Annotated in this window: 23 protein-coding genes, 1 other RNA gene and 1 pseudogene; 16 read left to right on the top strand and 9 right to left on the bottom strand. The window is 39.5% G+C overall.

Annotation, left to right across the window (positions count from 1 at the left end; all coding sequences use genetic code 11):
- The first annotated feature begins 34 nt into the window (after nucleotides 1-34).
- Both rpe and QZ289_RS09045 read left to right on the top strand, forming a co-directional pair.
- A complete protein-coding gene (rpe, locus tag QZ289_RS09050) occupies nucleotides 35-685 on the top strand; it encodes a ribulose-phosphate 3-epimerase (protein WP_295701799.1) in 651 nt (216 codons plus the stop codon).
- Between the two features lie 5 nt (nucleotides 686-690).
- Nucleotides 691-1,455: a 3'-5' exonuclease gene (locus tag QZ289_RS09045; protein WP_295701797.1), complete on the top strand. Its 765-nt coding sequence runs from the start codon at nucleotides 691-693 to the stop codon at nucleotides 1,453-1,455.
- On the opposite strand, the gene prmC is transcribed toward QZ289_RS09045, so the two are convergent.
- Complete coding sequence (prmC, locus tag QZ289_RS09040; protein ID WP_295701795.1) at nucleotides 1,452-2,294, bottom strand: peptide chain release factor N(5)-glutamine methyltransferase; 843 nt, start codon at nucleotides 2,292-2,294, stop codon at nucleotides 1,452-1,454. The genes QZ289_RS09045 and prmC overlap by 4 nt on opposite strands.
- Complete coding sequence (locus QZ289_RS09035) at nucleotides 2,278-3,510, bottom strand: M48 family metallopeptidase (RefSeq protein WP_295701793.1); 1,233 nt, start codon at nucleotides 3,508-3,510, stop codon at nucleotides 2,278-2,280. The genes prmC and QZ289_RS09035 overlap by 17 nt, the downstream gene beginning before the upstream one ends.
- A 149-nt stretch (nucleotides 3,511-3,659) precedes the next feature.
- On the opposite strand from QZ289_RS09035, the gene pyrG reads away from it, so the two are divergent.
- Both pyrG and recJ read left to right on the top strand, forming a co-directional pair.
- Nucleotides 3,660-5,282 (top strand): glutamine hydrolyzing CTP synthase, encoded by a 1,623-nt coding sequence (gene pyrG / locus QZ289_RS09030; protein ID WP_295701791.1) that lies wholly within the window; start codon nucleotides 3,660-3,662, stop codon nucleotides 5,280-5,282.
- A 4-nt stretch (nucleotides 5,283-5,286) separates the two neighbouring features.
- On the top strand, nucleotides 5,287-6,855 hold the full coding sequence (gene recJ, locus QZ289_RS09025) for a single-stranded-DNA-specific exonuclease RecJ (RefSeq protein WP_295701789.1): 1,569 nt from the start codon (nucleotides 5,287-5,289) through the stop codon (nucleotides 6,853-6,855).
- Nucleotides 6,856-6,954: 99 nt separating this feature from the next.
- On the opposite strand, the gene rnpB is transcribed toward recJ, so the two are convergent.
- Nucleotides 6,955-7,296, bottom strand: an RNA gene (gene rnpB / locus QZ289_RS09020) — RNase P RNA component class A.
- 71 nt (nucleotides 7,297-7,367) lie between these two features.
- Between rnpB and QZ289_RS09015 the strand changes: the two genes are divergently transcribed.
- Both QZ289_RS09015 and QZ289_RS09010 read left to right on the top strand, forming a co-directional pair.
- Nucleotides 7,368-7,832, top strand: a complete 465-nt coding sequence (locus QZ289_RS09015) for a MarR family transcriptional regulator (RefSeq protein WP_295701787.1) — start codon at nucleotides 7,368-7,370, stop codon at nucleotides 7,830-7,832.
- A 373-nt stretch (nucleotides 7,833-8,205) separates the two neighbouring features.
- Nucleotides 8,206-8,307, top strand: a pseudogene (locus tag QZ289_RS09010) (cytolethal distending toxin subunit B family protein); the annotation flags it as partial.
- 207 nt (nucleotides 8,308-8,514) lie between these two features.
- Here the strand turns inward: QZ289_RS09010 and QZ289_RS09005 are convergent.
- The 6 genes from QZ289_RS09005 to lysA form a co-directional block, all read right to left on the bottom strand.
- Nucleotides 8,515-10,623, bottom strand: a complete 2,109-nt coding sequence (locus QZ289_RS09005; RefSeq protein ID WP_295701785.1) for a phosphoethanolamine transferase — start codon at nucleotides 10,621-10,623, stop codon at nucleotides 8,515-8,517.
- 359 nt (nucleotides 10,624-10,982) lie between these two features.
- A complete protein-coding gene (locus tag QZ289_RS09000; RefSeq protein ID WP_295701784.1) occupies nucleotides 10,983-11,105 on the bottom strand; it encodes a hypothetical protein in 123 nt (40 codons plus the stop codon).
- Nucleotides 11,106-11,201: 96 nt separating this feature from the next.
- Nucleotides 11,202-12,020, bottom strand: coding sequence for a GH25 family lysozyme (locus QZ289_RS08995; RefSeq protein ID WP_295701782.1), 819 nt, complete (start codon nucleotides 12,018-12,020; stop codon nucleotides 11,202-11,204).
- Nucleotides 12,017-12,910, bottom strand: a complete 894-nt coding sequence (locus QZ289_RS08990; protein ID WP_295701780.1) for a phosphatidylglycerol lysyltransferase domain-containing protein — start codon at nucleotides 12,908-12,910, stop codon at nucleotides 12,017-12,019. Before QZ289_RS08990 ends, QZ289_RS08995 begins: the two co-directional genes overlap by 4 nt.
- 42 nt (nucleotides 12,911-12,952) lie before the next feature.
- Complete coding sequence (locus QZ289_RS08985) at nucleotides 12,953-14,044, bottom strand: bifunctional chorismate mutase/prephenate dehydratase (RefSeq protein ID WP_295701778.1); 1,092 nt, start codon at nucleotides 14,042-14,044, stop codon at nucleotides 12,953-12,955.
- Nucleotides 14,028-15,311: a diaminopimelate decarboxylase gene (lysA, locus tag QZ289_RS08980; protein WP_295701775.1), complete on the bottom strand. Its 1,284-nt coding sequence runs from the start codon at nucleotides 15,309-15,311 to the stop codon at nucleotides 14,028-14,030. The genes QZ289_RS08985 and lysA overlap by 17 nt, the downstream gene beginning before the upstream one ends.
- A gap of 151 nt (nucleotides 15,312-15,462) precedes the next feature.
- Between lysA and QZ289_RS08975 the strand changes: the two genes are divergently transcribed.
- The 10 genes from QZ289_RS08975 (at nucleotide 15,463) to QZ289_RS08930 (ending at nucleotide 26,836) form a co-directional block, all read left to right on the top strand.
- Nucleotides 15,463-15,873 (top strand): hypothetical protein, encoded by a 411-nt coding sequence (locus tag QZ289_RS08975; RefSeq protein ID WP_295701773.1) that lies wholly within the window; start codon nucleotides 15,463-15,465, stop codon nucleotides 15,871-15,873.
- A 286-nt stretch (nucleotides 15,874-16,159) separates the two neighbouring features.
- Nucleotides 16,160-18,637, top strand: a complete 2,478-nt coding sequence (gene leuS / locus QZ289_RS08970) for a leucine--tRNA ligase (RefSeq protein WP_295701771.1) — start codon at nucleotides 16,160-16,162, stop codon at nucleotides 18,635-18,637.
- Entirely contained in the window at nucleotides 18,637-19,152 is a 516-nt protein-coding gene (gene lptE / locus QZ289_RS08965) for an LPS assembly lipoprotein LptE (protein ID WP_295701770.1), read from the top strand. Before leuS ends, lptE begins: the two co-directional genes overlap by 1 nt.
- A complete protein-coding gene (locus QZ289_RS08960; protein ID WP_295701768.1) occupies nucleotides 19,136-20,203 on the top strand; it encodes a hypothetical protein in 1,068 nt (355 codons plus the stop codon). The genes lptE and QZ289_RS08960 overlap by 17 nt, the downstream gene beginning before the upstream one ends.
- A gap of 8 nt (nucleotides 20,204-20,211) precedes the next feature.
- Nucleotides 20,212-21,405 (top strand): bifunctional folylpolyglutamate synthase/dihydrofolate synthase, encoded by a 1,194-nt coding sequence (locus tag QZ289_RS08955; protein WP_295701767.1) that lies wholly within the window; start codon nucleotides 20,212-20,214, stop codon nucleotides 21,403-21,405.
- Nucleotides 21,405-22,280: a M23 family metallopeptidase gene (locus tag QZ289_RS08950; RefSeq protein WP_295701766.1), complete on the top strand. Its 876-nt coding sequence runs from the start codon at nucleotides 21,405-21,407 to the stop codon at nucleotides 22,278-22,280. The genes QZ289_RS08955 and QZ289_RS08950 overlap by 1 nt, the downstream gene beginning before the upstream one ends.
- Nucleotides 22,281-22,289: 9 nt before the next feature.
- Nucleotides 22,290-23,189, top strand: coding sequence for a M23 family metallopeptidase (locus tag QZ289_RS08945; protein ID WP_295701764.1), 900 nt, complete (start codon nucleotides 22,290-22,292; stop codon nucleotides 23,187-23,189).
- The gene (locus tag QZ289_RS08940) at nucleotides 23,147-23,563 is read left to right on the top strand and encodes a polymer-forming cytoskeletal protein (protein ID WP_295701762.1); all 417 of its coding nucleotides are present in this window, start codon (nucleotides 23,147-23,149) and stop codon (nucleotides 23,561-23,563) included. The genes QZ289_RS08945 and QZ289_RS08940 overlap by 43 nt, the downstream gene beginning before the upstream one ends.
- Before the next feature lie 14 nt (nucleotides 23,564-23,577).
- Entirely contained in the window at nucleotides 23,578-26,577 is a 3,000-nt protein-coding gene (gene mfd / locus QZ289_RS08935; RefSeq protein ID WP_295701761.1) for a transcription-repair coupling factor, read from the top strand.
- A gap of 10 nt (nucleotides 26,578-26,587) precedes the next feature.
- Nucleotides 26,588-26,836: a hypothetical protein gene (locus QZ289_RS08930; protein ID WP_295701759.1), complete on the top strand. Its 249-nt coding sequence runs from the start codon at nucleotides 26,588-26,590 to the stop codon at nucleotides 26,834-26,836.
- Nucleotides 26,837-26,943: the final 107 nt, after the last annotated feature.

The raw sequence follows: 26,943 nt of genomic DNA, 5'->3' as shown, positions 1-26,943 counted from the left end.
TGATTTTCATAAGTCTTATAAACTAAGGATAAAAATGGCTAAAGAAGTGCTTATATCGCCCAGTATGCTTGCAGCGGATTTTACAAAACTAGGTGAAGAGGTGAGAAGTATATGCGATGGTGGGTGTGATTATGTGCATATTGATGTGATGGATGGGCATTTCGTGCCTAATCTCACAATGGGTCCTTGCATTGTGGAGAGCATTGCTAAAGTAGCCACAAAGCCCCTTGATATTCATTTAATGGTTAAAAATGTGCCTTTCTTTGTGGATTTATTTCTCCCGCTTAAACCTGCTTTCATCAGTGTGCATATCGAGGAAGTGCAGCATTTGCACCGCCTCATTTGGCATATTAAAAATGCCGGGGTTAAAGCTGGTGTGGTGCTTAATCCCCACACGAGCGAAACACTTTTAGAATACATTTTACCCGATGTTGATTTAGTCCTGCTAATGAGTGTGAATCCGGGCTTTGGGGGGCAGAGCTTTATCCCTCGTAGTATTGATAAATTGCGTGAGATAAAAAAAATTCGCGATAGACTGAATCCCGCTTGTCTGCTAGAGATTGATGGAGGGGTGAGCGATAAAAATATCGCTCAATTAAAACAAGCTGGGATTGATATGGTCGTAGCTGGAAGCTATATTTTTAGTTCCTCAAACTACGCACTGCAAATCGCCTCCCTCAAATAAAAGCTATGACATATCCGCAGCTTTTTGATAAATTGCGTCATAATCCAATACCACAAAAGCAATTCTATATGTATATTAAAAATATAGGAGGGCTTTATGCTGATGTGGAGAGTGAGCTTGAGCTGCTTAAAGGTGCGGGTGCGCCTTTAGACGTGGAGGAGCAAAATGGAGAGCGGTATTTCTACCTTAATACACACGCTAGATTATGGCAAAAGAGCAATTTGGTGTTTGTAGATATTGAAACCAATGGCTCTAAGCCTCAAAGTAGCGAGATTATAGAGATTGGTGCGCTGAAAGTGCGGGAGGGGAAAATTATAGAATCTTTTGAAAGCTATGTCTATGCTTCCTGTGTGCCAGAGAATATTACAGAGCTTACGGGTATTACAGAGGCAGATATTGCTACTGCTCCTCATAGAGATGAAGTTTTAGCGCAATTTAGAAGATTCTTAGATGATGGTGTGTTTGTGGCGCATAATGTGAATTTTGATTATAGCTTTTTGGATTATCATTTGCGTCAGTGCGGTATGTTTGGGATTTTTAACCCTAAGCTTTGCACGATTGAACTTGCTAGAAAGACTATCCCTTCCCAGCGATATGCTCTCTCCTATCTCAATGATTTTTTAGGCATACACACGCCTATTTCGCATCGTGCCTATGCCGATGCGCTCACTTCTTTTAGAATCTTTGAAATTGCGATGATAATGTTTCCTCCTAATATACAAAGCATACAGGATTTGATTGACTTCTCTAAAGGGCGGCTCAAACTTTAAGGAAAATACGCGCATACGCACCTATCCCAGCCGCTTAAATCTTTGTGAAACACGATATTTTGAGCGTTCGCGTTTGCAAGCATTGTGCTTAAGGCTTGTTTTTGATTATAGCCTATTTCACAGAGTAGCCATACATTTGAGACTTCAGAGAGATGTTTAAATATCTGCCTGTATATATCTAAACCATCTTTCCCGCCAAAAAGGGCAGTTTTTGGCTCAAAAGTAAGCGCTCTGCTAATAGGATAGTCATCTTCAATATATGGAGGATTGCTAATAAGTAGATCAAAGGACGGGGCAGGAGAGGGCAAAATATCGCAATGTTGTAGAGTAATATTCGCATTTGGTGCATAAGTGGCTATATTCTTTTGTGCGACTTTTAGGGCTGCTTTGCTTATATCCGTGGCAAAGAAGTGGCAAGTAGGACTTATAAGTGCAAGTGTGGTAGTGATAATGCCCGAGCCTATGCCAATTTCAGCGATGGATTGTATATGATGGGTATTAATGAGATGATGGGCTATGTCAATAAGCATTTCCGTCTCTGGGCGGGGGATTAGCACATCAGGATTTACAAAAAATGCCCTCCCATAGAAATTTGCACTTTGAGTGATATATTCGATAGGTTTCCCGCTTTTGCGCTCATTAATCAGGGCAAAATAGCTTTTAGCAGTGGTAGATTCTATATATTGTGTGCTGTGCGTGTGGAGATATACACGCGGCACTTGCAAGAGAAAGCTAAGGAGGATTTCACTTTCCATTTGAGGCTTAAGATAAAGGCTTTGAGCGACTTGTCTTAGCTCTAAGGTGGCTTGCTTGAGGAGGGATTCAATACTGCACTTCATAATCGAGTGCTTTGAGCCTTTGTAAAAGCGGTGGGTGGGTGTAATAAAAGAATATATAGGCAGGGTGTGAGCTAGGGAAGCTTTTATTTTCATTCACAAGGCGCACAAGTGCATTTGCAAGGGAATGTTTGCTTGAAATATCCGCACCAAACTCATCAGCGGCATATTCTGCCTTGCGACTAAAATAGCCAATAAGAGGCATAAACCAAAAGGCAACTACAGGCGAGATAAGCAGTATTACGATTAATACACCTGCTCCATTATTTTTTAGTCCCAATGCATTAAAAAGTGAATCTGGCAAATGTCCTACGATAAAAAATAGCACGAATAACGCACAAGCCATAATAACAATATTTTTAAATATATCATTATGCTTGAAATGCCCTAGCTCGTGTCCCAAAATCGCAATCAGTCCATCAGTGCTAATCTTATCTAGTAGAGTGTCAAACAGCACTACACGCTTACTTTTACCCAATCCACCAAAATACGCATTTAGCCGCCTATCGTGCTTTGAAGCATCAATCACAAAAATACCATTACTCTTAAAACCTATGCTATTAAGTAAAGATTCTATACGTGATTTGAGATTCTCATCATCAAGGGGGGTGAATTTATTAAATAATGGTGCAATGAGCGTAGGATAGACAAGGTTTGCTAAAATAACTACCCCAAGCAATGCTACAAAACCTACAATCCACCACAGCGAGATATTTTCAATGATAAAAATGAGTAAAGCAGCCACAATGCTCCCAATGATAACACTTAAAATCAATGTTTTAAACAAATCGGCGATAAAGATACGAGGTGTTTGTTTAGAAAAATGAAATTTTTTATCAAGCCCAAAGGTTTTATACACAGATAGAGGTAAATCGACAATGCTATTTATAATGATAAAGCTTAGCACTAGGACAACACCCTGCCATAAGGGATTTAGAGTATGTCCTAGTAAGATTTCAAATTGTGTATTAAGAAAATCCAGTCCAAAGCTCACCCACAGGGTAAAAACTATAGCTTCGCATATTTTAGAGATAATATCTAATCGCAAAGAAGCAAGTGCGTATTCACCTGCTATTTTGTAGTCTTCGGATTCTAAAAGGACAGCAGGCTTATGCAATTCTGCCTTAATGTGCTCAGTCTGCAGCATTGCTAAAATAATGCTTGGCAGGATATAAACACAAATGAATAAGCCAATAATGGCAATAATCGTAGATGACAAGGTCGCGCTCCTATGAGTTTGTATGATAAATGCTGTTAAAAATTGTAAAGCCATAATCATAAATAAGAAAATACAAAAAAAAGTAAATTAATTAAGCTTTTAAGCACTGATTTAATATGATTACACAAAAAATTTACAAGGCAATATAAATGGCAGTAAAATATATATTTGTAACCGGAGGCGTGTTAAGCTCTCTTGGCAAGGGCATTACCTCTTCATCAATCGCTACCTTGCTTCAGCATAGCGGATATAATGTGTCTATTTTGAAAATTGACCCTTATATTAATGTCGATCCGGGCACAATGAGTCCATTAGAACACGGAGAAGTGTTTGTAACCTGCGATGGCGCGGAAACGGATTTAGATATAGGGCATTATGAGCGATTTTTAAACAAAGATTTTCATAAGAAAAATAACTTTACCACCGGGCAAGTGTATATGTCTGTGATTGAAAATGAGCGTAAAGGCAAGTATCTAGGTAAAACCATTCAAATCGTCCCGCATATTGTTGATGAGATTAAATCACGTATTAAATTTGCAGGAAAGGAGAGTGATTTTTTAGTTGTGGAGCTTGGGGGAACGGTGGGTGATATAGAGGGAATGCCTTATTTAGAGGCTATGCGCCAGATGAAGCACGAGCTAAGCAGTAAGCAAGTGATTTCTATTCACGTAACCCTTATCCCGCTTGTGCGAGCTGCAGGAGAGCTAAAGACAAAGCCCACACAGCATTCCGTGCAGGAGCTTAGACGTATAGGGATTTCACCGCAGATTCTTGTCGCGCGATGTGAGAAAAGCCTTGATAAAGAGTTAAAGCGTAAACTTGCGATGAGCTGCGATGTTGATGATGATAGCGTGATAGTTGCTGAAGATACCCAAAGCATATATAAATGTCCGCTAAATTTCTTAGAAGAGGGCATACTCACACCCATAGCAAGGCATTTAGAGCTTGATACGCTAAAGCCTAAAATGGATAATTGGGATATGCTTGTGAAAAAAATCATCGCTCCCAAAACGCAAATCACCATTGGCTTTGTGGGTAAATATCTAAGCCTTAAAGAATCTTATAAATCGCTTATAGAATCACTCATTCACGCCGGAGCAAATACCGATACACGCGTGAATATTAAGTGGATTGATAGCGAGAGCTTAGTAGAAAATCTCTCCCTTTTGCACGATGTGGATTCTATCCTTATCCCCGGAGGCTTTGGAGAAAGGGGAATAGCAGGCAAACTCGCCGCGATTAAGTATGCAAGGGAAAAGGGCATTCCTATGCTGGGCATTTGCCTAGGTATGCAGCTTGCTTTGATTGAGTTTGCAAGGAATGTGCTAGGTATAAAGGCGGCAAATTCCGTAGAGTTTGACCCGCATACAAAAGAGCCTGTCGTGTATCTCATCGAAGACTTTATCGATTCACAGGGTAATATGCAGCTAAGGACACATACCTCCCCTATGGGCGGGACTATGCGTTTAGGCGAGTATGAATGCCATATCAAAGAGGGTAGCAAACTCTATGAAGCCTATGGGAAGCAAAGCCTCATTAAAGAGCGCCATCGCCATCGCTATGAGGCAAATCCCGCCTATCGTGAACTTTTTGAAAAAAATGGTTTGATTGTAAGCGGACAAAGCAATGGCTTGATAGAATCTATTGAGTTAAATAATCACCCGTGGTTTGTGTGTGTGCAGTTTCACCCTGAATTTACCTCACGCTTACAGCACCCAAATCCCGTCATACTTGCCTTTGTGAAGCAAACTCTAGTACATAAAAAAGCATAATTTGATGGCATATCCTTTTGTCGATAAGGCGCAGATTCTAGAAATGCTTTTAGCCCGTGATGTGCATAGGGGTATTACCTCATTGCAGCATTTGCCTAAGCCCGAATGTTTAGCTCACAATATGGAGGGAGCACGTATTGTGGCAGAATGTATCAAAAAGGGGCAGGAAGTGCTTGTAGTGGGGGATTATGACGCTGATGGAATATGCGCAAGTGCAGTTATGATACATTTTTTTAGGCTTTTAGGCTATGCCAATATGCGCCTTATTATCCCTCATCGCTTTGATGATGGCTATGGCGTGAGTGGGGCGCTTTTAGAAAAATATGCCAATAATGCCGCGGTTGTGGTAAGTGTAGATAATGGCATAACCGCGGTATGCGCGGCAAAATGGTGTAAGGAAGCGGGGATTCCACTTATTATTACAGACCATCACACGCCCACAGATGAGATTCCAAATGCTGATGTGATTATCGACCCTTATTTGCCTGAATGCACCTTTCCACAAAAGGCGATTTGTGGTGCGGTGGTAGCGTGGTATTTTTGTGCTGCTTTGAAGCAGGAGCTAGGGGCGAAAGTCGATATGAGCGCATTTTTAGAATATCTTGCTATTGCTAGCATTGGCGATATAATGCCACTTGTAGGGATAAATCGCCTCCTTGTGAAAAGAGGCATAGAGCGATTAGGACAGATTCAAACGCCTTTAGCGCAGCTTCTTAGACTAAAATATAGGCATATAAATGCCCAAACACTTGGCTTTTATTTTGTGCCACTTTTGAATGCTGCTGGGCGTATGGCGAGTGCAGATAAGGCATTGGCGCTTTTGGTATGCGAGAATCTTACCCAAGCAAATGCGATATATGATGAGCTTTTGGAGCTTAATCAAATGCGTAAGGCAACGCAAAGTAAGATTCTGCAATCCGCACATAAACATCTCATAGAAAGAGAGCATATTGTGGTAAGCTATGCTCAAGGGTGGCACGAAGGCGTGCTAGGGATAGTCGCTTCTGCTTTGGCTAATGAATATGGCAAGAGTGCTTTTGTCTTTAATGAAAGTGAAGGTGTGCTAAAGGGTAGCGGACGCAGCTATGGTGGGGTAAATCTCATAGCAAGCATTACATCTTTGAGTGAGCATTTGCTAGGCTTTGGTGGGCATAGCGGGGCGGTGGGCTTAAGCCTAGAAGTGGGGAGGTTAGAGCATTTTATAGAATCTTTGCAGACACATTTAGTCATAGAGGAGGCAGGAGCAGATGAGGTGCTTGGGATTCTTGATAGTGGGGAGATTGATGAAGAGTTAATGCGTATCATAGAGCGATTTGAGCCTTTTGGTGCGGAGAATCCTACGCCGATATTTATATGCAATGGCTTAAGTATAGAATCTATAAAGCCCCTTGGTAACGAGGGTAAACATTTTGAATATATCTTGTATGATAAAAATAATCAAACGCGACTCGTTGGGGTTGAATTTTTTGCCACTTGTAAGCGAGAAGTCGGGCAATGTGGCAATGTGCATTTCGAATTATTACGCGATGAGTTTAAAAATAGATTGAAGCTAAAGATAATAGATTTTGTATAATAAATTCTGCTATATACAGGTATTGAATCTGTGTAAAATGAGGGGGCTTGTCTCTAGCATAGCTTGAATAAAGTTAAGGCAAGGTGTCATAAGATGGCGGGGATAGGCATAGCGATAAGCCGAGTTCTGTCGTGGGTGGCTATTTATCTAGGATATGTTTTGCAACATACCTCAAGCGAAGAGTTCTTATCTAAGACTTTAACCATACTCTTCTTGCTACGGATTGGGTTTGCATAGACACTTTACATTGCTGTAAAGTCGGTAGGCTCTTACCCCACCTTTTCACCCTTGCTTCGCAGATTCTGTAAAGTTTCTAAAAGCGGTTGTTTTCTGTTGCACTTTCCCTTAGGTTACCCTAGCCATTGGTTAAATGGAATCCTGTCTTAAGTAGCTCGGACTTTCCTCTTTTGCGTGAGCAAAAGCAACCACCTGCTATGCCTAAGGTGCAAATTATAGCAAATTTTGTTATAATCTTATTTATCTTTCATTTGAGGCTAAGGAGGAGATAGGGCTTGCAGCGAGAGAGAAAAAAATTTATTGGACATTATATTGGGGGGGCAAGCCGCGCCCTCCAAGCACTTTTTACAAACGAACTCAAAGCACAGAATCTCAGCTTTGAGCAAGGCATTATACTTCTTGTTATCTCTGAAACACCACAGATTCATATTAGCCATATTGCTAAAGAGTTAAAAAAAAATAAAGCTACCATTTCCCGCGAAATAAATTCACTCATTGCCAAAGGGCTTATCTCTGCAGAAGTGCCAAAGGACGATAAACGTTTGAAACTTTTTAGTCTTACACCTAGTGGAAAAGATGCGCTTAATCTCATTGAAGATGGGATAAATAAAATTGAGAATCTCTTTAGCGCTCAATTTTCTCAACAAGAGCTGGATATATGTCTTGATGTGCTTTCCCGTATGCGTCTTTTCATTATGGAATATATGAATCTCAACCTTGAAAATACACTTGATGAATAAAACAACGTCTTGGTTATAAGGCAACCCTTTAGGTGTTAGCAGAGACTCTGCCTTTCTAAAAGCTTCGCTTTGCTAACAAGACCTTTTACAAGTGTGCATTGGCACTTCGTGCAAATGCAGCACAAAGCGTAATAGCAGAGATATAATAAATATAAAATTTTTATTCCATAAAAAATAAACAGCAAAAAATTGCCTTATAGCACTTCATTTACTCTTTTTTGAGTTGAATAACCTCGTCTTTATATTGTATAGATTAATGAAGAGATTGTGCAGTGATGAAAAGCAGATAAGTCCTACAAGGATAGTTAGTGAAAAAATCAAGGAGAATATGTGAAAAAAAGTGCTATTTTTTATCGCTTTAGGCATTTCTTATATGTTTGGGAATATTAATGATTTTAAAGTCGCCACTTGGAATCTGCAAGGTTCATCGGCAAATACAGAAAGCAAATGGAGTGTGAGTGTGCGGCGCTTGTTAGACCCTGATGTGCCTATTGAGAGACGTTTTGGAATCCTGCCCTGCTCACTTGATTTTGATTTTTTCATCGATACAACCAAATTTTTTCTTCACTCCCTCACTTATAAGAGCTGCTCCATTAGGGGGTAAGACAAGTAGTATTGCTAGGGCATATTGCCCTAGTTGCTTGAATCCTGTTTAGTCCTCTCTCTTGCACAAATTCCTTATTTATCGATATTCACCTTTTTCACCAACTAATATCACTTTAATTTGTGGATCAAAGTAAGCTTCTGTCTGCATATTTTGCTGTGGGCTTTGCCCCTCATTCCACGTAAGAAGGGGCATATCTATCCACTCTATCCCGTCAAAATACCCTAAATGTGCGTCTTTAATAAAGTGATATAAATAATAAGGAAAGCTTAGCGCATAGACATTGCCACTTTTAATAATAGCTTTCAAATGCTCTATAACCTCCTCTTTTTGTGTCTTTAGTTCCTCTTGTTTATAATAAGGCACATAATAACTAGTAAAAAATCCTGCCTTTTTAAATATGCCTAAATCTTCATAATTGCCGCTCTCTACGATGAAAGTAGAATGAGGGATAGCATAGGTTTTGCAAAGGGATTCTAAAACTTTAAGGGCGGAAGCAGCATTTGTGGATTGGAGATTCTTAAAATCAAGCCATATACGATAGGGAAAGTCGCTTATGCCCTCCACCCACCCGTTACTTTTTATAGAATCTTGCATAAGTTTTAGCATATCCTCAAGCTTAAGTCCTATACTTGATTCTAATCCATCGTGTCCTACATCAAAATGTGGCACAGGGGCAAGCAAAAAATGCACATCGATTTCAAAGCCCTTATATTTATCTTTAAAATCTATAAGCTTTTGTGTCTCATCGACACGATGTAACCATAGCTTTGAGGGAAAGAGTGCATTTTGCAATAAGCCTTCATCTCTCATATCTCTATCATAATCTTTCCCGGCAAAGATTCGCGCCCGTTTGTCATTAAAGAGTGGGTTAAAAAGGCTACGTGTAGGGTTATACCCTGTGTAGTTAATGTTTAGCACATCTAAAAATGCGTGGATAAAATCATTACTCATAAAGGGCAAATCTTTTGCTTTTTCAATCTTTTGGGCGATATGAGGATAAGATTCTCTAAAGCTATCGCTCATATATACCATAAAAGGCACTTCTATCATAAATCGTGAGCCGATATTTTCGCTATGCCCGACAAAATCCCTAAAATCATATACTTCATCGCCGTGATCGCTGATATAAAAAATCAGTGCATCCTCATCTTTAAAGGATTCTATAATCGCATTTACCACATAGTCATTATATAAAATCGCATTGATATAATGGGCTTTAATTTGTAATTGTCTGGGATTAAGGATTGTACTTGATGTGTGCGGATAGGGCGTGAGGGTGTGGAGGTTATATTGTTTTAGTGTATCTATATTAAAGGTTTCAAAACTCTTAGGGTAGCGACCATCATAACCTAGATGTGTCCCCATAAGATGGAAAAGATAGAAGTTTTTGCTAGGCTGTGGGGATTGTGCCTCTGTGTTAGGGGATAGAATCTGCTCATTTTGACGCACTTGCTGCAAAAGTGATAGCAGAATTTCATCATAGGCTTTTCCTGCACTATATGAATCGCTTATCGTGCTAAATCGCGTTATGTCCGCGCGAGTAGAGATGACTTCAGGAGCGTTACCATAAATAGAGACAACCTCTTGATTGCTTAGCCAATGTATAGTATAACCAGCAAGTTTAAGAATATCTATGAGATTTTGCTGCTTATACCAAGGTGTTTGTGCATTTTCATAATTATGAAAGGTAAGGAGCTTTTCTAACACAAGATTGGTGTGAGAATGGGGCGCGATAACATTATTAAACGCGACAAGATTCCCATTTTCTTTGAGGATATCAAGGCGGGGTGTAGTAGGGAGAGGATAGCCATAGAGACCCATATAATTTCTTTGGGTAGATTCGTCGATAATAAGCACGATTGTGGGGATAGGAGATGATGAGGCGGTAATGGTAGATGGGGCATTTTCAACATAGTGTGTGTAAGATTTAAGTAGTTCTTTGTATTGGGCTATGTGGGGTCGGCTCACTATGGTATGCTCAACGCATTCTTTCCACCGCATAAAGGCATTTTTATCGATGGCATAATATGTAAAATTTGCTGTATAAGCAAGTCTCTCGGTTACTAGGTAGTATTTTATACCTGCTCCAAAGCAGCATAATATACACAATAGGGTAGCAAAAAGCTGCGAATAATGTTTGCTTAAGAAGCGGCGATAAGGGGCAAGAAATGGGAAAATTTGCAAAAATTTTGTCAAATGGATATTAAACGTAGCAGTTTAGAATAAGGCAACAGGAATAGAATACTAAAAAGACAAAAGGCGAGGATAATGTCTATATTTCCTGCGCCATAAAATGCGGTAAATTCTTTTATTTCAAGGGTATTGCTAGAGAAAAAAATATCAAGGAATATCGCATAAGAGGTGTTTGAAAGGTAGTGATAAGAAGTGTATCAACAAGACCCATTACAAACATAATGGCTACAAATAACCAAATAAGATATGATGAGTGAGGAATAAAGGCGAGGAGGTAAAACAAAGGATAGAGAAAGACAAAATTAACAATAAGATTTTTTAGGCAAATGTTTAGAATTGCCCCTAGGTTTTCATACTGCCCCCCCCCCCGTTAAGTGCCACATATATAACGTGTAAAGAAGTGCATTCACACAGAGAATATAGAAAAAATTTCTATGGCATATAGAGCCAAATGTAGGCAAATACTGAGACATACAAACTCCTTATATGTATGGAATGGAAGTGCAGATTCTATATTATAAAAACCAATATAAGTGTGTGGTTTCTCTAGCAAAAGGTAAAGCAAGATTTTAGTGTTTATTTCGTATTTTATGCTGCGTGAGCCATTTTTTAAATGCCTTCTCATCGCCATTAAATACATTTAAATCGATATATCTTTCCCCACCGCTATACCCCTTAAGCACACCTTTGGGATTGTATTGCCAAAAGCTCCAATGGGCTTTATCAAAATACAAATTAAAGATTCTCGCCATAAAAGAATGCGGCGCAAAAAACACAGAGCGAATCCACAGCGGATATTTCTCATAACGTCCGCGCAAATACATATCATAAAAGCTCGGCGTAGTGTAAATAATGGGTTTTGCGCCATAGTGAGATTCTAAAATCTCTAAAAGTATATCAAGCTCTTTATAGACAGATTTTGCGGGTGGGGGATTACTCGCTTTTGTGCCATAAAACTCCATATCCACCACTGGAGGGAGAATCTTAGCAGATTCCAAAAGCGGCACTTGCGCGATGAAATTTGCCGCTTGAGTGCTGCCAAGTGAATCAAAACTAAAGAAATGATATGCCCCTACATAAAGCCCTGCCTTTTGTGCGGCGTCAAAATTATAGGCAAAGTGCTTATCTACCCAGTTACTACCCTCTGTGGCTTTGATAAATGCAAAATGCAGATTTTGCGCGGCGAGTGTCTCCCACTCAATGCGCCCTTGATGAGCTGATACATCTACACCCTTGATGGGATAAGCCCTATCACTTGGCATATTAAACCACACAAGTCCATTGTGTTGCAAAACAAAAAATACACTCCCTAGCACTATAAGTATACCTACATCAATAGCCAATCGCCCTACCTTGGGTAAAAAACGCAAAAAGGGCTTATACTTCACACTTTTAGCCTCGCATAATATTTTTCAAGCAAAAAGGCAGGTTGATAGGAGAGTTTTGCCTTGCGTAAGCCCTCTATGCCTAAGTCCTCCTCTCTATTGGCATATTGGGAAGTAGCAAAGGCATTTTTAAGTAATGCTTGGTTAATCGCCTGATACGCGCCATTAAAAGCGATATTTGCCTTTTCAATATGTATTAACGCACAATCTCTATCAAGCATTTCTCCAAAGCTAAAAGCGGCTATCTCGCCATCAATACGCAAAAGTCCACCTTGCAAATCTAGCTCATCAAAATGTCTTAATGCGTCATTAATGGCAAGATTCTCAAAATATAAGCCTTTGTCATCTTTGCTCATATTGGCATACCAAAGGTTATTGATTGCAATGACTTCATCAATGTTTGCGCGTGTGAGAGACTCAAATTGTGTCTGTGGGTATTGCAAATAAAAGCGATTGAGATGATTTTTTTTCTTATGAAACTTGCGTCCGGCTAATTCTATAAGCTCTTGAGTATGATAGATATAATCAAATCTATCACGTTTTGCCTCTATGTCAAAGCGCTGTGGAAAATCATATTCTAGCTCCTCGCACTCACTCTTTTGCAAGGAGCGGATTTCTAGGAGTAAGCCTAAAGATTTATAATGAGCTATCAAAGCCTCTATAATAGGCTTTTTGCTCCCCTGCCCTAACGGGTAAAAGATAAAGGGATTTTCATTAGGATAGCGCGTTTGTATCACGCATTGCCCCTGCAATATCGCATAGCTAATCTCACGCGCGTGTCGCCACATAAACATATTAGTAAAGTTACTATCCGCAATCCACCGCCCTTTCACACTTACAAGAGATTGCAATATTGCTTTGTCTTGTAATTCTAGCACTTTAAAATCTATCATTGAAAACCTTTGTCTCTTAATTCTCTTTTTGAATTTGCTCTCTTATGTTCGCATATCGGTAAAAATATAGCTCCCTAGCCACTTGATTTCCTCTCCTCTTTTGGCTAAAAGTCGCTGCAAGGGCGCATCTTTATAATGCCCCTCACAATCGATAAAAAATCCCATTCTAAAGTCATTCCTCTCACGCACAGGACGAGAATCTATGCGTGTGAGATTAATACCCTCTTTTTCAAAATCTCCCAACAAGCGAAATAAATCGCCCACTTGGTCTTTGTCTTTAAGATTCACAAAAAGAGAGGTTTTATCCCTGCCTGTAGGGGGAAGCTCAAAATCACTGATGATTACAAAACGTGTTTTATTATTGATAGAATCTTCGATATGTTCAAACATTACAGGGAGATCATATATTTTGCCCGCGATTTTTGAGCCAATGGCAGCACTTTGAGGTGTATTTGCGGCGAGTTGCACGGCACGTGCGGTAGAATCTGTGGGTATTTGCTCAATATGCGCTAGATTGTGTGCATTGAGGAAGCTACGACACTGCCCAAAGGCTATATCCTTAGAAAAAATGGTCTTAATTTCGCCTAGATGTTCGCAATTACTCAAAAAACTATGATGTATAGGCAAAATCATATCGGCAATAATTTTAAAATCAAATCGCGCTAACAAATCAATGCTTTCGCCCACCATACCATTAGCATTGTTTTCAAGCGGCACGACTCCGTATTTCACGCGTTTAGTGCATAAGGCTTCAAAAACGGCACTGATAGTATTAAGCGGTATGTATTCGCTCATCGCGCCAAATCGCTCTTCAGCGGCTTGATGTGTAAAGCTACCAATGGGTCCTAAAAAGGCGACTTTTTGGGGCAATTCTAAATTGCGTGAGAGGGCAAAAATCTCTTGATAAATTGCTTCAATCGCGCGTAAATCCATATATCTACTGCCTTTTTGATTAAGCCTTTGGATAATCTGCCTTTCACGTTCTGGGCGGTAAATCGCACTACCATATTTATGCTTATGCGCTCCTACTTGCGCTACAAGAGCCATACGTGATTCTAGGGCGTTAAAGATTATATCATCAATCTCATCAATTTGCTTACGTAGCTGCCCTAATACCTCATCTTGTGGTGTCATTCTCTATCCCCTTTTTGCTATGAATAGATTTTGCTGTATCGTTTTTATATTCTTGCAATAGCTCTTCTTCATCTTTGAGCATAGATTCTATATTTTCTCTATGCTTGATAAGTCGCACATTTTCACCCATAAATGCTACTTCAGCCGGGCGCGGACGAGTGTTGTAGTTGCTCGCCATACTATATCCATACGCCCCTGCATCACGTATCATTAGCACATCTCCTGTGCTAAGTGGGGGCAGGGCAATGTTTTTAGCCAAAAAATCGCTACTTTCACAAATGGGTCCCACAATATCGCATAACTTCGCGCTATCATTTTGTCCTTGTTTGCTTTGTGAGAGGCATTTTATCGTATGTGTAGCGTGGTAGAGTGCGGGACGTATGAGGTCATTCATCGCTGCATCGACAATCACAAATCGCTTTGTGCCATTGTGCTTCTCATAAAGCACACTTGTGAGTAGCACACCGCTATTGCCCACAAGGAAACGTCCGGGCTCACAAATAATTGTCAAATCAAGCCCATATAATGCTCCTAAAATCGCCTGTGCATAGTCATAAGGATTAATAAGTGTTTCATTAGTATATTGTATGCCAATGCCTCCACCTACATCAAAAAACTTCAAATCAATTTTAAGTGCTAGGAGACTATGGGCGAGTTCTGCGATTTTTTGCGCTGCTTGTTTGATAGGCTCTAGCTCTGTAAGTTGGGAGCCGATATGAAAGTGAATCCCCACAGGCTCAAGAAATGGGGAATTTTTCGCAAAAATATACATTGATTTAGCTTGTTCTATATCTACGCCAAACTTGTTTTCGTGCAAACCTGTGGAGATGTAGGGGTGCGTTTTAGCATCGATATTAGGATTGACCCGCACAGAGATCCGCGCGATTGTATTAATGCTCTTTGCTAAAGATTCTATACGCGTTAATTCCTCCTCACTCTCTACATTGATAAATAAAATATCCGCTTGCAAGGCTTGTAGAATCTCATCATCACGTTTCCCCACACCGCTAAAAATAATCTTATACTTAGGAATCCCCGCTTTTAACGCCCTCTTTACCTCACCAATAGACACACAATCCGCTCCACTGCCAAGCGTGGCTAAATGGTGGATAATAGAGAGATTTGAATTTGCTTTTAATGCGTAGCAGATAAGTGATTTGCGTGCCTTGAAAGCGTCTTTTATTGCATTAAATGCGTGAGTGATAGCCCCTAAATCATACACATAAAGTGGTGTTTGATAAGTTTTTGCAAGATTAAGATAATCCATACTTTCTCCTTAGTGCTTTCCCCAAGTCAGGCAATATTTTTTACTTTTTATTCTCTTAAAGTGCTTTTAGATATGAAGAATTTTAGCCACAATAGCATAATATTATGTTAAAATTGATAATTGCTTTATTGAAATTATTGCAAGGATTGCTATGGATTTGTCCCCCAATAGTCTTTTTATGCTTATAAGCATATTTTGTGTGGCTGTATTGGCGCTAGTTGTAGCCCTATGGTTTTTTGGACCAGCCCCTAAAAAGCCTGAGCCTTCGATAGAAGTAGAAATGCAAACAAACATAGAAGATATTATGAAGGTTTTAGACAATCCTAAAAGCGATTTGATTCAACTTCGTAAAGCAGCAGAAAGCTTCTTTACATACTATAACGATCTTCAATTGAGCGACTATCGTAAAAAAGCCTTTTTGTTTGCAGTAACTGTGCATAGAAATACCTCGACAGAACTTATCATTAATGCCGAAGAGCGTCTCAAAGAGCTTAATCCTGATTTAACAAGAGATCTTAACAAGACGCTTAGTCGGGCTCTTGATGCACGTGGAATAGCTTGATTTATTGATTTATAAAGTTTATATGGCTACTATTTCTATTATCGTGCTATATAAATAAGCCCCTTAAAAAGGAAGTAGAAGCAAATCCCCCCCCCCCCTTTTTTTTTCTTACTAAAAACTATTTAAAGAATCTTAAACTTCAAATAAAACAATTCACAAGTAGAAAACAAGGAGCAGAAAAATCCGTGATTTTGATATTATAGACTGTTCTTAATAATGATATAGCCTTATTGATTTAAGCTTTTGGCTTATAATTGCCTTTTTATTTTGCAAAAGCGAGTGAGATATGGCACAGGAGTATAACCCAAAAGAGATAGAATCTAAGTGGCAGCGCTATTGGCAGGAGCATAGGAGCTTTGAGCCTCTAGCGTTAGATTCTCAAAAAAAGAAAAAGTATATCTTAAGTATGTTTCCCTATCCTAGTGGGAATATCCATATGGGGCACGTGCGGAATTATTGTATCAGTGATGCACTCGCTAGAAATTATCGTCAAAGTGGTTATAATGTCCTGCATCCTATGGGTTGGGACGCCTTTGGTATGCCTGCAGAAAATGCAGCCATCAAGCATAAAAGCCACCCTAAGGCTTGGACGTATAGTAATATAGACACCATGAGGAGGGAGCTTAGCTCACTTGGGCTTAGTTTTTCACAAGAGCGAGAGTTTGCTACAAGTGATAGCATTTATACACGTTTTGAGCAGGAATTTTTCATCAAAATGTGGGAAAAGGGGCTTATCTATCGCAAAGAGGCGTATTTAAATTACTGTCCTAATGATAAGACGATTCTAGCAAATGAGCAAGTCATTGATGGGAAATGTTGGCGCTGCGATACGCCTGTGGTGCAAAAGCAGATGTTTCAATACTATATTAAGATTACATCTTATGCCGAAGAGCTATTGAGCGATTTAGACATATTAGAGGGGCATTGGCCTCCGCAAGTGCTAAGTATGCAAAGAAATTGGATAGGCAAGTCTAAAGGGCTGCATTTTGACTTTGTTTTGAGCGCAGATTCTATACAAAAAACAGGCCTAGAGACGCTTTCGGTTTTTACTACACGTGCGGATACGATTTTTGGAGCTACATATTGTGCCTTAGCGCCAGAACACCCTATCATAGAGGCTCTATTAGCGCAAAATCATCTCGCGCCACATTTAATAGAATCTATTCAAAACATAAGAAACACAAATGCGCGGGATAGGGCGCAAAAGGATAAAATCGGCTTTGATTTGGGAGTGCGCGTTATCCACCCGCTGACAAATGAGGAAATTCCCGTATGGGTAGCAAACTTCGTGCTTATGGAGTATGGCACGGGAGCGATTATGAGTGTGCCAATGCACGATGAGCGGGACTTTGAGTTTGCTAAGACTTATAATCTCCCCATTAAATGCGTGATTGTAAAAGATAAAAATGCTAAGATTCCCACAGAGAATATACAGGCAGTAGCGGATATTGAAGAGGGCTATTTGGTCAATAGTGGGGAGTTTGATGGCTTAAGTAGCGCAGAGGCAAAAGAAGCTATTATCGCGCTTTTTGAAAAAAGGGGTATAGGCAAGGGCGTGATAATGTATCGTTTGCGTGATTGGGGCGTTTCGCGGCAGCGATATTGGGGTGCGCCTATCCCTATGGTGCATTGTGAATCCTGTGGCATTGTGCCTGAAAAATATGCCAATCTCCCCATTACTTTGCCTGAAGATGTGGTGATAGATGGCGAGGGCAATCCGCTCGATAAGCATAAAAGCTGGAAGTATTGCCATTGCCCACAATGTGGCAAGGAAGCCATACGTGAAAGCGATACGATGGATACCTTCGTGCAATCAAGTTGGTATTTCTTGCGTTACACTACGCCCTCATCTATGTGGCAGGAAAAGCCCTTTGATAAGGCACATTTGGCATATTGGCTCAATGTCGATGAATACATCGGCGGGATAGAACACGCTATTTTGCATTTGCTCTATGCGCGATTTTTCACTAAGGTATTACGTGATTTAGGCTATGTGGAGATTAATGAGCCATTTGCAAACCTGCTTACACAAGGTATGGTGCTAAAAAATGGTGCAAAAATGAGTAAGAGCAAGGGAAATGTCGTTAATCCCAATGATATTATCGCGCGTTATGGGGCGGATAGTGCGCGGCTTTTTGTGTTATTTGCCGCACCGCCTGTGCGTGAGCTAGAATGGAATGATAGCGCACTAGAGGGGTCATATAGATTCTTAAAACGGCTGTGGGATAGGGCAGCTCATATAGAATCTTGTGAAGAAAAGCCCTCTATTAATCATCAATCCTTAAGCAAAGCCGAGCAATACGCACGACAAAAAGTCTATGAAGCCTTGCAAAAAAGCCACGATATTTTTAGCAAAAAACAAGCAGGTTATCCTTTTAATACGCTTATTGCAGCGGCTATGGAAGCTTTTAATGCCTTAAGTGAGCAAGATAATACACAAGTGTGGAGCGAGGGATATTATATTTTGCTACATATTTTAGAGCCTATTGTGCCACATATCTGCTGGGAACTGAGCGAGAAATACTTTAAGCTAAGCAATTTTAAATATATTGTAGTTGATGAAGCTGCTTTGATAAAAGAACAAATAACCTATGCCATAACCATTAATGGCAAAAAACGTGCAGAAATGGAAGTGCCACTCAATCTAACAAATGAGGAGCTTATCTCTCAAGCCAAGCAAAATGTGGAAAAATGGTTGCAAGAAACGCAGATTCTTAAAGAAATCATCGTGCCCAAAAAGCTTGTCAATTTTGTGGTGAAATGATGAGATTTGTCGTATTGGTGGTGGCTTTATGGTTTTTTGTGGGCTGTGGCTATCAGCCTGTGGCACATTATGCACAAAATATTTTTAAAGATGGCGTGTATGTGGATATTATAGTCAATTCCTCTGTGCCAGAATCTAGTCCGGGGATTAAAGATGCGGTAAATAATGCAGTAATTAAGCGGTTTGGAAGCAAACTTAAGACTAGACAGGAAGCAAAGAGTTTCTTAAAAATTGATGTGCAAAACCTTACTCAAACACCTATTGCCTATAATCAGCAAGGATTTGTGAGTTATTATCGCACTAATATTGTGCTTGGCATTCATTTTGAAAATACTGATGGAGCAAATTTTGATGTAACAAATAGCGGATATTATGATTATAGTGCAGATTTTACCTCAACGATTGTGCTTGATCAATATCGTTTAGATTCTATTGCAAATGCGGCTAATGTAGCCTTAGATAAATTTATCTCCCAAGTAGCATATTATGGGGAGTTTTATGATGAAAATCGATGATATTTCCCGCAAAGCTTTACAAAAGTTAGAATCATCTAAGAAACCTCCCACACCTTTAGCTTATTTCGAGACTTTTTATGAGATTGCTAAGCGTGAGGGTGGAGAGCAGATAGAGGAGCTCAATTGGCAGAAGTATTGGCTCAACAAATTTGACTTTGATAAAAATGCACAAGAGCAACTTAAAGCCGCACGTAATCCTAATGAATTTATCGATATGCTCGCATCGATACTAAAAGAAACCAAAGAAACATATTCTATAGAGCATACACATCAGCTCAAAACACTTATCCGCAAGCTACTTGGAATTATTGCTGATGTATTCTCCATTGGAGCAAAAAATCGCTTTGATTTTCTCTTCCGCTCAAATGGGCTTAATTACATTAACAGCACAAAAAGACTTATAGAGGGTTGGACACAATTTCGAGAATCTAAGGTGCATATTGATGTGCTTAAAAAGATAATAGGAATAGTTGTATTCACACTCCGCAAGCCCAATTCACAAGGGACTATAAGCAAGGAAGCATTGGAGCTTTCCTCTATGCTAATGATGCATCCTCAAGCATTGATTGAACTACGTATCCTTGAAAGGATAGAAAAGATACTAGGGATTAAAAAAATAGCTCAAAATACCCCTATTGTAACAGAAGAGCAAATACATAATAGCTGCTTAGCTCTGTTAAAGGTCAATAATGTATCCTTTTTGAGCCAAGGAGTAAACATTGATACCAAGCAAGCATTAAGTAAAGCTATGGAGATTCTAAAGAAAAAATGCCTTCTTGCCATTCAAAATGCTTCATTAGCCGGATATTACAATAGTGGTTTTGTGCTGATATGTAAGGATATGGACACCCAAAATGTGCTTAAAGAAATTGAGCCTATCATACAACAGCTAGAGAAGCAGAAATTTTCATATCAAGGAGTGTTGTTTGCTCTTGAGTTAGAATTAAATATGTTTAACGGAAGTGAATTTGACACTTTAGAGGAGTTAAACCAAAAACTTCTCTCTTTGCTTGATGATACGCTATCACCCTCTTTTGTAGCAAAGTCATAGGGGTAAAAATGCCAACACTTGATGAAGTGCTTATAAGCAAAGGTGGGGAATATGCACCCTTTGACACTACGCGAGTGCATAGAATCTATAAGCAAATCGCGCCATTATGCGGATTGGATGAATATTTGGGCAAAAGCTGTAAGATCATACATATTATGGGGACAAATGGCAAGGGCAGCACGGGGCGATTTATTGCTATGGGCTTAGCACAAAATGGCAAGAGGGCGCTGCATTTTAGCTCCCCGCACATTTTCGGCTTTAATGAGCGTTTTTATCTTGCTACACCAGATTCTCAAAACGATATAAGCTTCTCAGCCCTTGAAGCAGCACATCAGCACCTTTGGAGCATAGAATCTGTGCGTGAGGCAAGCTATTTTGAATATGCTACATTTTTGGCATTGTTTTTGGCAAAGGATTATGAATATCTTGTGCTAGAGGCAGGAGTGGGCGGAGAGTATGATTCTACCTCTGTGATAGGTGCAAATACGAGTGTTTATACACTTATTGGGCTAGACCACCAAGAAATGTTGGGTAATAGCATAGAAGAAATTGCATTAACAAAGCTTAGGGCAATGAGTGGGCGGGTAATAGTAGCAAAGCAACAATATGAAATAGTAGAGCAGCTTGCCTTGCAAATGGCTCAACAAAAAGCATTGCAATGTGATGTGTGGCAAATGGATTATAAAAGGCATTTAGACGATGATTTAAAGGGATTTGAAAAATATATTAAAACCTATTCTCTCCCCGCATTTTTATGTGATAATCTGCACACAGCCATACGCACTCTTGCATTTTTTGGAATGAAATTTGATTTCAGCACATTGAAGCCCTTAAGCCTTCGTGGGCGATGTGAAGCTCTAACGCCCCATATTACGCTTGATGTAGGGCATAATATCGATGGAGCAAGGGTCATACGCGAATATTTTAGGGAAAAAAGAGTGAATCTTGTGTATAATAGCTATCTTCAAAAAGATATTGAAGCCATTTTGCGCACGCTTTTGCCAATTATTAAGGAAGTTTTAATATTATCGGTGGAATATTCTAGGATATGCCCTAAAGAGAGCTTAATTAAGACTTTGGAAGCACTAGCGATTCAATATGAGGACTTTGATGTGGGGCAGATGAAAGAAAATGAGGATTATCTCGTTTTTGGCTCCTTTAGTGTCGTAGAGACATTTTTACAACTATACAAAGGGACATAATGCAAGATAAATTGATGATATCTATTATTGATGATAATGGTTCAAGGCAGTTTAGCGTTCATCATCTAGTGCAGAAAATAGCGCTTATTGCTGGGGTTGGCACTTTAGCAATTGTTGTTTTATATTTCATTGCGGCACACTTTTTAATGAGTGAACTTGAAGTCATTTTGGCAAACAATACACAAGTGCGTGAGAACTTTCAAAGCATTTATGAAAAAAATATTGAGCTAGAGCGGAATATTGATTACAAAACCAATGAATTCCTTAAGATCAGCAGTAAAATCAATGAACTTGAAAATATTGTAAATGTGCATCAACGTAATCACGAAACCTATCATCACCAAGATATTGATTTAGATTCTCTTACTCCTCTACAAAAAGATATGATTTTGAAGATTATTCCAAATGGCAATCCTGTAGATGATTTTGCCTCTAAAAATTTTCCTAGCAAGAGTGCTTCTATCTATACACTTGTTCAAGGCACACCTGTATATGCTACGGCAAATGGCATTATTGATTCTGTGCGGGTAGCAGGAGGAGAAAATCATCTTGTGCAAATTCAGCATTCTTATGGCTTTACCTCAAGCTATGGGCATTTAGGCAAGGTAGTGGTACAAAAGGGCGATTTTGTAACTAAAGGACAGGTGATAGGATATAGTGGTGCAAATGCAAGTTTGTATTATGATTTACATTTTATTGATTCTGCTCTTCCCGTGGCAAATTACACTGATTGGAATAATGAGAATTTTACCCAAGTGATTGATGTAAATAATGCCATTGATTGGAAGAGTTTAGTGTGGGCGCTTGATGATATTATTCAGCTAAAAAATTATCGTGTGAGCTACCAAGGCGAAGACCACTTAAGAGCTTATTAACCAATCATAATGAGTTTGAATAAATCCCGCTTAGTGCTTATGATTACCAATCAAAATGGATCGCGTTATTTTAATGTAAGCGCTATTTTTAAGCAAATTAGTCTTTATGTGGTTGTATTTATTTTAACACTAATGGTTTTTGGAGTGGTTTCCATTAAAACTTTTAGCGCAGAGATTAATAAAATGTCTGTATTGAATGAGACAATTATTAAACGTTATGAAAGAATGCTTGCCAAAAACGAAGCGCTTAATATTCAAATCGAGCAGAGAATCGAGGAAATGACACAAGTAGATAATCGTGTAGAGGATTTAGAAAGTATCATTGGCGTATCTATGCAGCCATTAGAAGAAGGAGAGAGCAATTTAGAACATCGTATTGATGCGGCTTCACTCACAGGCACACAAAAGGCTTTTGTGATGAAATTTGTCCCTAATGGCTATCCTATGGCAGGATATAATCGCATTTCCGCACCTTATGGGTATAGGACGCACCCCTTATTTTTCACACGTCATTTGCATACAGGTGTAGATTTTGCGACACCTATTGGCACACCTGTATATGCTACGGCTGATGGTGTTGTAACTTCAGCAAATTTTTCAACAGGTGGTTATGGTTATCTTGTTAAAATAGATCATTCACTCGGGTTTATGACATATTATGCCCATTTGAATAAAATAGTGGTGCAAAAAGGAATGTTTGTCAAACGTGGGCAGCTCATCGCTTATAGTGGCAATACAGGACAAAGCACTGGTCCTCATCTTCATTATGAAATACGATTTTTAGGGAAAGTCATTGATCCTAAAAACTTTATGGAATGGAAGATGAGCAATTTTGATTCAATTTTTGAAAAAGAAAGGAGTGTAGTATGGCAATCTTTGTTAGCGACAATAAACAACTTGATGGATTAGCCTCATCTGGAGGAGCAACTATCATCGCACAAGGCACAAAAATTAAAGGAGAGATTAATACAGATTGTCGATTGCATATCGATGGAGAATTTGAGGGAAATATTTATTCCAAAGACACGGTAATAGTGGGTAAAAGTGGCTTGGTGCGTGGCGATGTGCAAGCAGCTTGTTTGATTGTAAGCGGACGCTTTATAGGGCAGGTAACCTCAAATGTGCTTGAGATTAAGCCTCAGGGACGAGTAGAGGGCGTAGTCGCAACGGCTGAATTTGTCATTGAGCGCAAAGGTATATTTATGGGGGAAAGCAAAACCAAAGACCTAAAGGCAAGTAAAGCTGATATTGCCTCACTTGAATTACCTAAAAAAGATAAATAATACGGGAGAGAAGTTTGATACAATCCCATCTGTACAGACTTCTCAAACAAGGGCATTTCACTTACGAGCTACTCCTTACTAATGATTCTAAACAAGCCCAAGATGCTTGTGAAGTCTTTAGCTTATTTGGCTCTCCCACGCCCTTTGTCTTGCCCGAGCTACCCATACATTTTGGCGATGATTTAAGCTCCTTTCGCGAGGAGTTTTTACACACGCTCAATGTATTACGGAAATTTTATGAGGCAAAATTCCCTAAGATTCTTATCTCCCCTATCGCAAGTGTGCTATATGCGCTTCCTAAGCAAGATATATTACAATCTTTTACGCTCACACGCTCCTCTCATTATGATTTTTCCGCGCTTAAAGAGCAGATTATTGAGTATGGATATGAATGTGTGGAGGTGGTGGAGCTAGAGGGGGAAGTGAGCTTTAGAGGAGATATTATTGATATTTTTATCCCCTATAGTGGCAATCCTAATCGCATTGCGTTTTTTGATGATGAGGTAGAGAGCATACGCACTTTTGACATACATACACAGATGAGTAATCCCAATGAATTGCAAGAGCTATGTATCCCTCCTGCGCTTTTTTCACTCAATCCACAAGAGAGTGAAAGTATCCAATCTCAAGTACAAAAGAGCAATTTTGAAGGATTCAGTAAAGATATAGCCTCGTTTGGATTCTGGTTTCTAGGAGAGGGAGCACATTTTCTGCCGTTACAATATTGCACGTTGCTTACACAAGAGGCTTTGAGTGAGGCAAGTGAGATCTATAGCCTTAATCCTATGGAGAAAGCCCTGCCTTTAAAAGATATAGAATCTTTGTGTGTGTGTGAAATATGCGAGGGATACAGCGATATAAGCTTCGTGCCAAATAATCTTGTCTCAATGATAAGGACACATTCTAATCGCGCTATTACGCTCATAACGCATAATGATATTAAGCTTAAAGCCTATGATAAAAGTGATTTAGAGGGTGTTAAAATAAAGCATTCTAGCGCGGTTGTGAATCTTATCACACCTGATGAATTGCTCCTTTCGCTCAATACCTTTGCACCAAAGCTCAAGCATAAAAAGCCTACCTTAAAGCTCAATGAAATCGCACAGGGTGAATATGTCGTGCATAGTGAATATGGCATAGGGCTATTTATGGGGTTAAAATCTGCCCAAATTGCTGGGGTGGTGAGGGATTTTATTGAAATTGCTTATCAGGGTGAGGATAGACTTTTATTACCGGTTGAGAATCTTAATATGATTGATAGATATGTGGCAGATTCTGGGCAGATACCCCTCCTTGATAGGCTAGGGAAAGGCAGTTTTGCGAAACTCAAGCAAAAGGTGAGGGTAAAGCTTTTAGAAATTGCCAATGGTATTATTGAGCTTGCCGCTAAGCGCAACCTTTTACAAGGCATAAAGATTGAGGTGCAAAATCCTGCATTGCTTACATTTCAAAATGCCTGTGGATTCACTCTTACAAAAGATCAAGTGCGTAGCATTGAGGAGATTTATGCGGATTTATCTTCGGGCAAGGTAATGGATAGACTGCTAAGTGGCGATGTGGGCTTTGGCAAAACAGAAGTGGCGATGAATGCCATATATGCTACCTATTTGTCCGGTTATCAGTCCGCAATGATAGTGCCTACTACATTGCTTTGCTCACAGCATTATCACGCCCTTGTGGCGCGATTATCACCTTTTGGTGTGCGTGTGGGACGATGTGATAGATTCTTAAAAGGCAGTGAGAAAAAGCAGCTTTTTTGGGCACTTAAAAATAATGAAGTGCAAGTGGTGGTAGGCACTCACGCGCTTTTTGGGGCGGAGTTTGCAAAATTAGGGCTTATTGTGGTAGATGAGGAGCATAAGTTTGGCGTGAAGCAAAAAGAACGTATCAAGGAGATAAGCGCTAATACGCATCTTTTAAGTATGAGTGCTACGCCTATCCCGCGCACGCTTAATATGGCACTCTCACAAATCAAGTCCCTAAGTTCACTGCAGACTCCCCCGATGGACAGAATTCCGGTGCGGACATTTATTAAAGTTAGCAAAGATTCATTGCTTAAAGAAGTGATTTTGCGTGAGCTTAGGCGTGGTGGGCAGGTATTTTATATTCATAATAACATCGCAAGTATTCAAAAAAGGGCTAATGAATTACAAAGCCTCCTTCCACAGCTTAAAATCGCTATATTGCATTCGCAAGTGGATAATGCCACAAGCGAGGCTATTATGTGTGATTTTGCAGCAAATAAATACAATCTTTTACTTTGCACGAGCATTGTAGAATCTGGCATTCATCTCCCTAATGCCAACACGATTATTGTGGCTGTGGCGGATAGATTTGGCATAGCGGATCTGCATCAGCTGCGAGGACGTGTAGGGCGGAGTAATAAAGAGGGGTTTTGCTACTTTTTGCTTCAAGATATGGATTCTATCACGCCTGAAGCAAAAAAGCGGCTTATGGCATTAGAGAAAAATTCATATCTAGGCAGCGGGGAAAATTTAGCCTATTATGATCTAGAGATACGAGGTGGTGGGAATCTTCTAGGAGAGGCGCAGAGCGGACATATTAAAAATATCGGCTATGGATTGTATTTACGTATGCTGGAGGAGTGCATTCATTATTTAAGCGGTAAGGGCGTGGCAGCACAAAGTCAATGTGATCTAAAGCTTAATATCAATGCCTATCTTAACCCTCAGCTTATCGCAAGCGATAAATTGCGCTTGGAGCTGTATCGGCGATTATCGCTTTGTGAGAATATAAGCGCGGTCAATGATATAGAATCTGAGATTTTTGATAGGTTTGGTGGGCTTGATAAGGAGAGTGAAGCCTTTTTGGAACTCATACGCATAAAAGTCTTAGCTAACGCTTGTGCTTTGAAGCAAATAATGCACTATGGGCAGAATATCACTTTTGTGTATGCGGATAATAGCAAGGAAAGCGTGGTATCGCCTAGCAAGGATTGGGACGATGTGATGGAGAGCATAATGGTATTTTTACGCAAGAAATTACAAAAGTAAGGAGAGGGCAATGAGATGTGGCTTTTGTGAGCGAATTAAGAAATTACGTAAGGTAGATGTTTTGATGATTTTATGTGTTTGTTTTTTTATGTATATTGCAAATTATTTTCAAATGAGAGAATATCGCGAACAAAAGGCGCAAGAGAAGCAAAAACTAGAGCAAAAGCAAGAAATTGATTTAAAAATCTATGAGGAATTGCAACGCAAGTGCTACTTCGGGCAGGATAAACAAGCCTGCCAATCACTCAAACAATTTTAAGTCATAAGATATTTTATATTGGCTGCTTTTTGCCCTATATAATCGGTCTATTATTTACCACATTTGCATTAGTGGGTGTAAGTAATGCTATAAATATTATTGATGGT

It is taken from the genome of uncultured Helicobacter sp., assembly GCF_910577135.1.
GTDB classification, from domain to species: domain Bacteria; phylum Campylobacterota; class Campylobacteria; order Campylobacterales; family Helicobacteraceae; genus Helicobacter_C; species Helicobacter_C mastomyrinus.
This window is presented reverse-complemented; position numbering and strand designations above follow the sequence as displayed.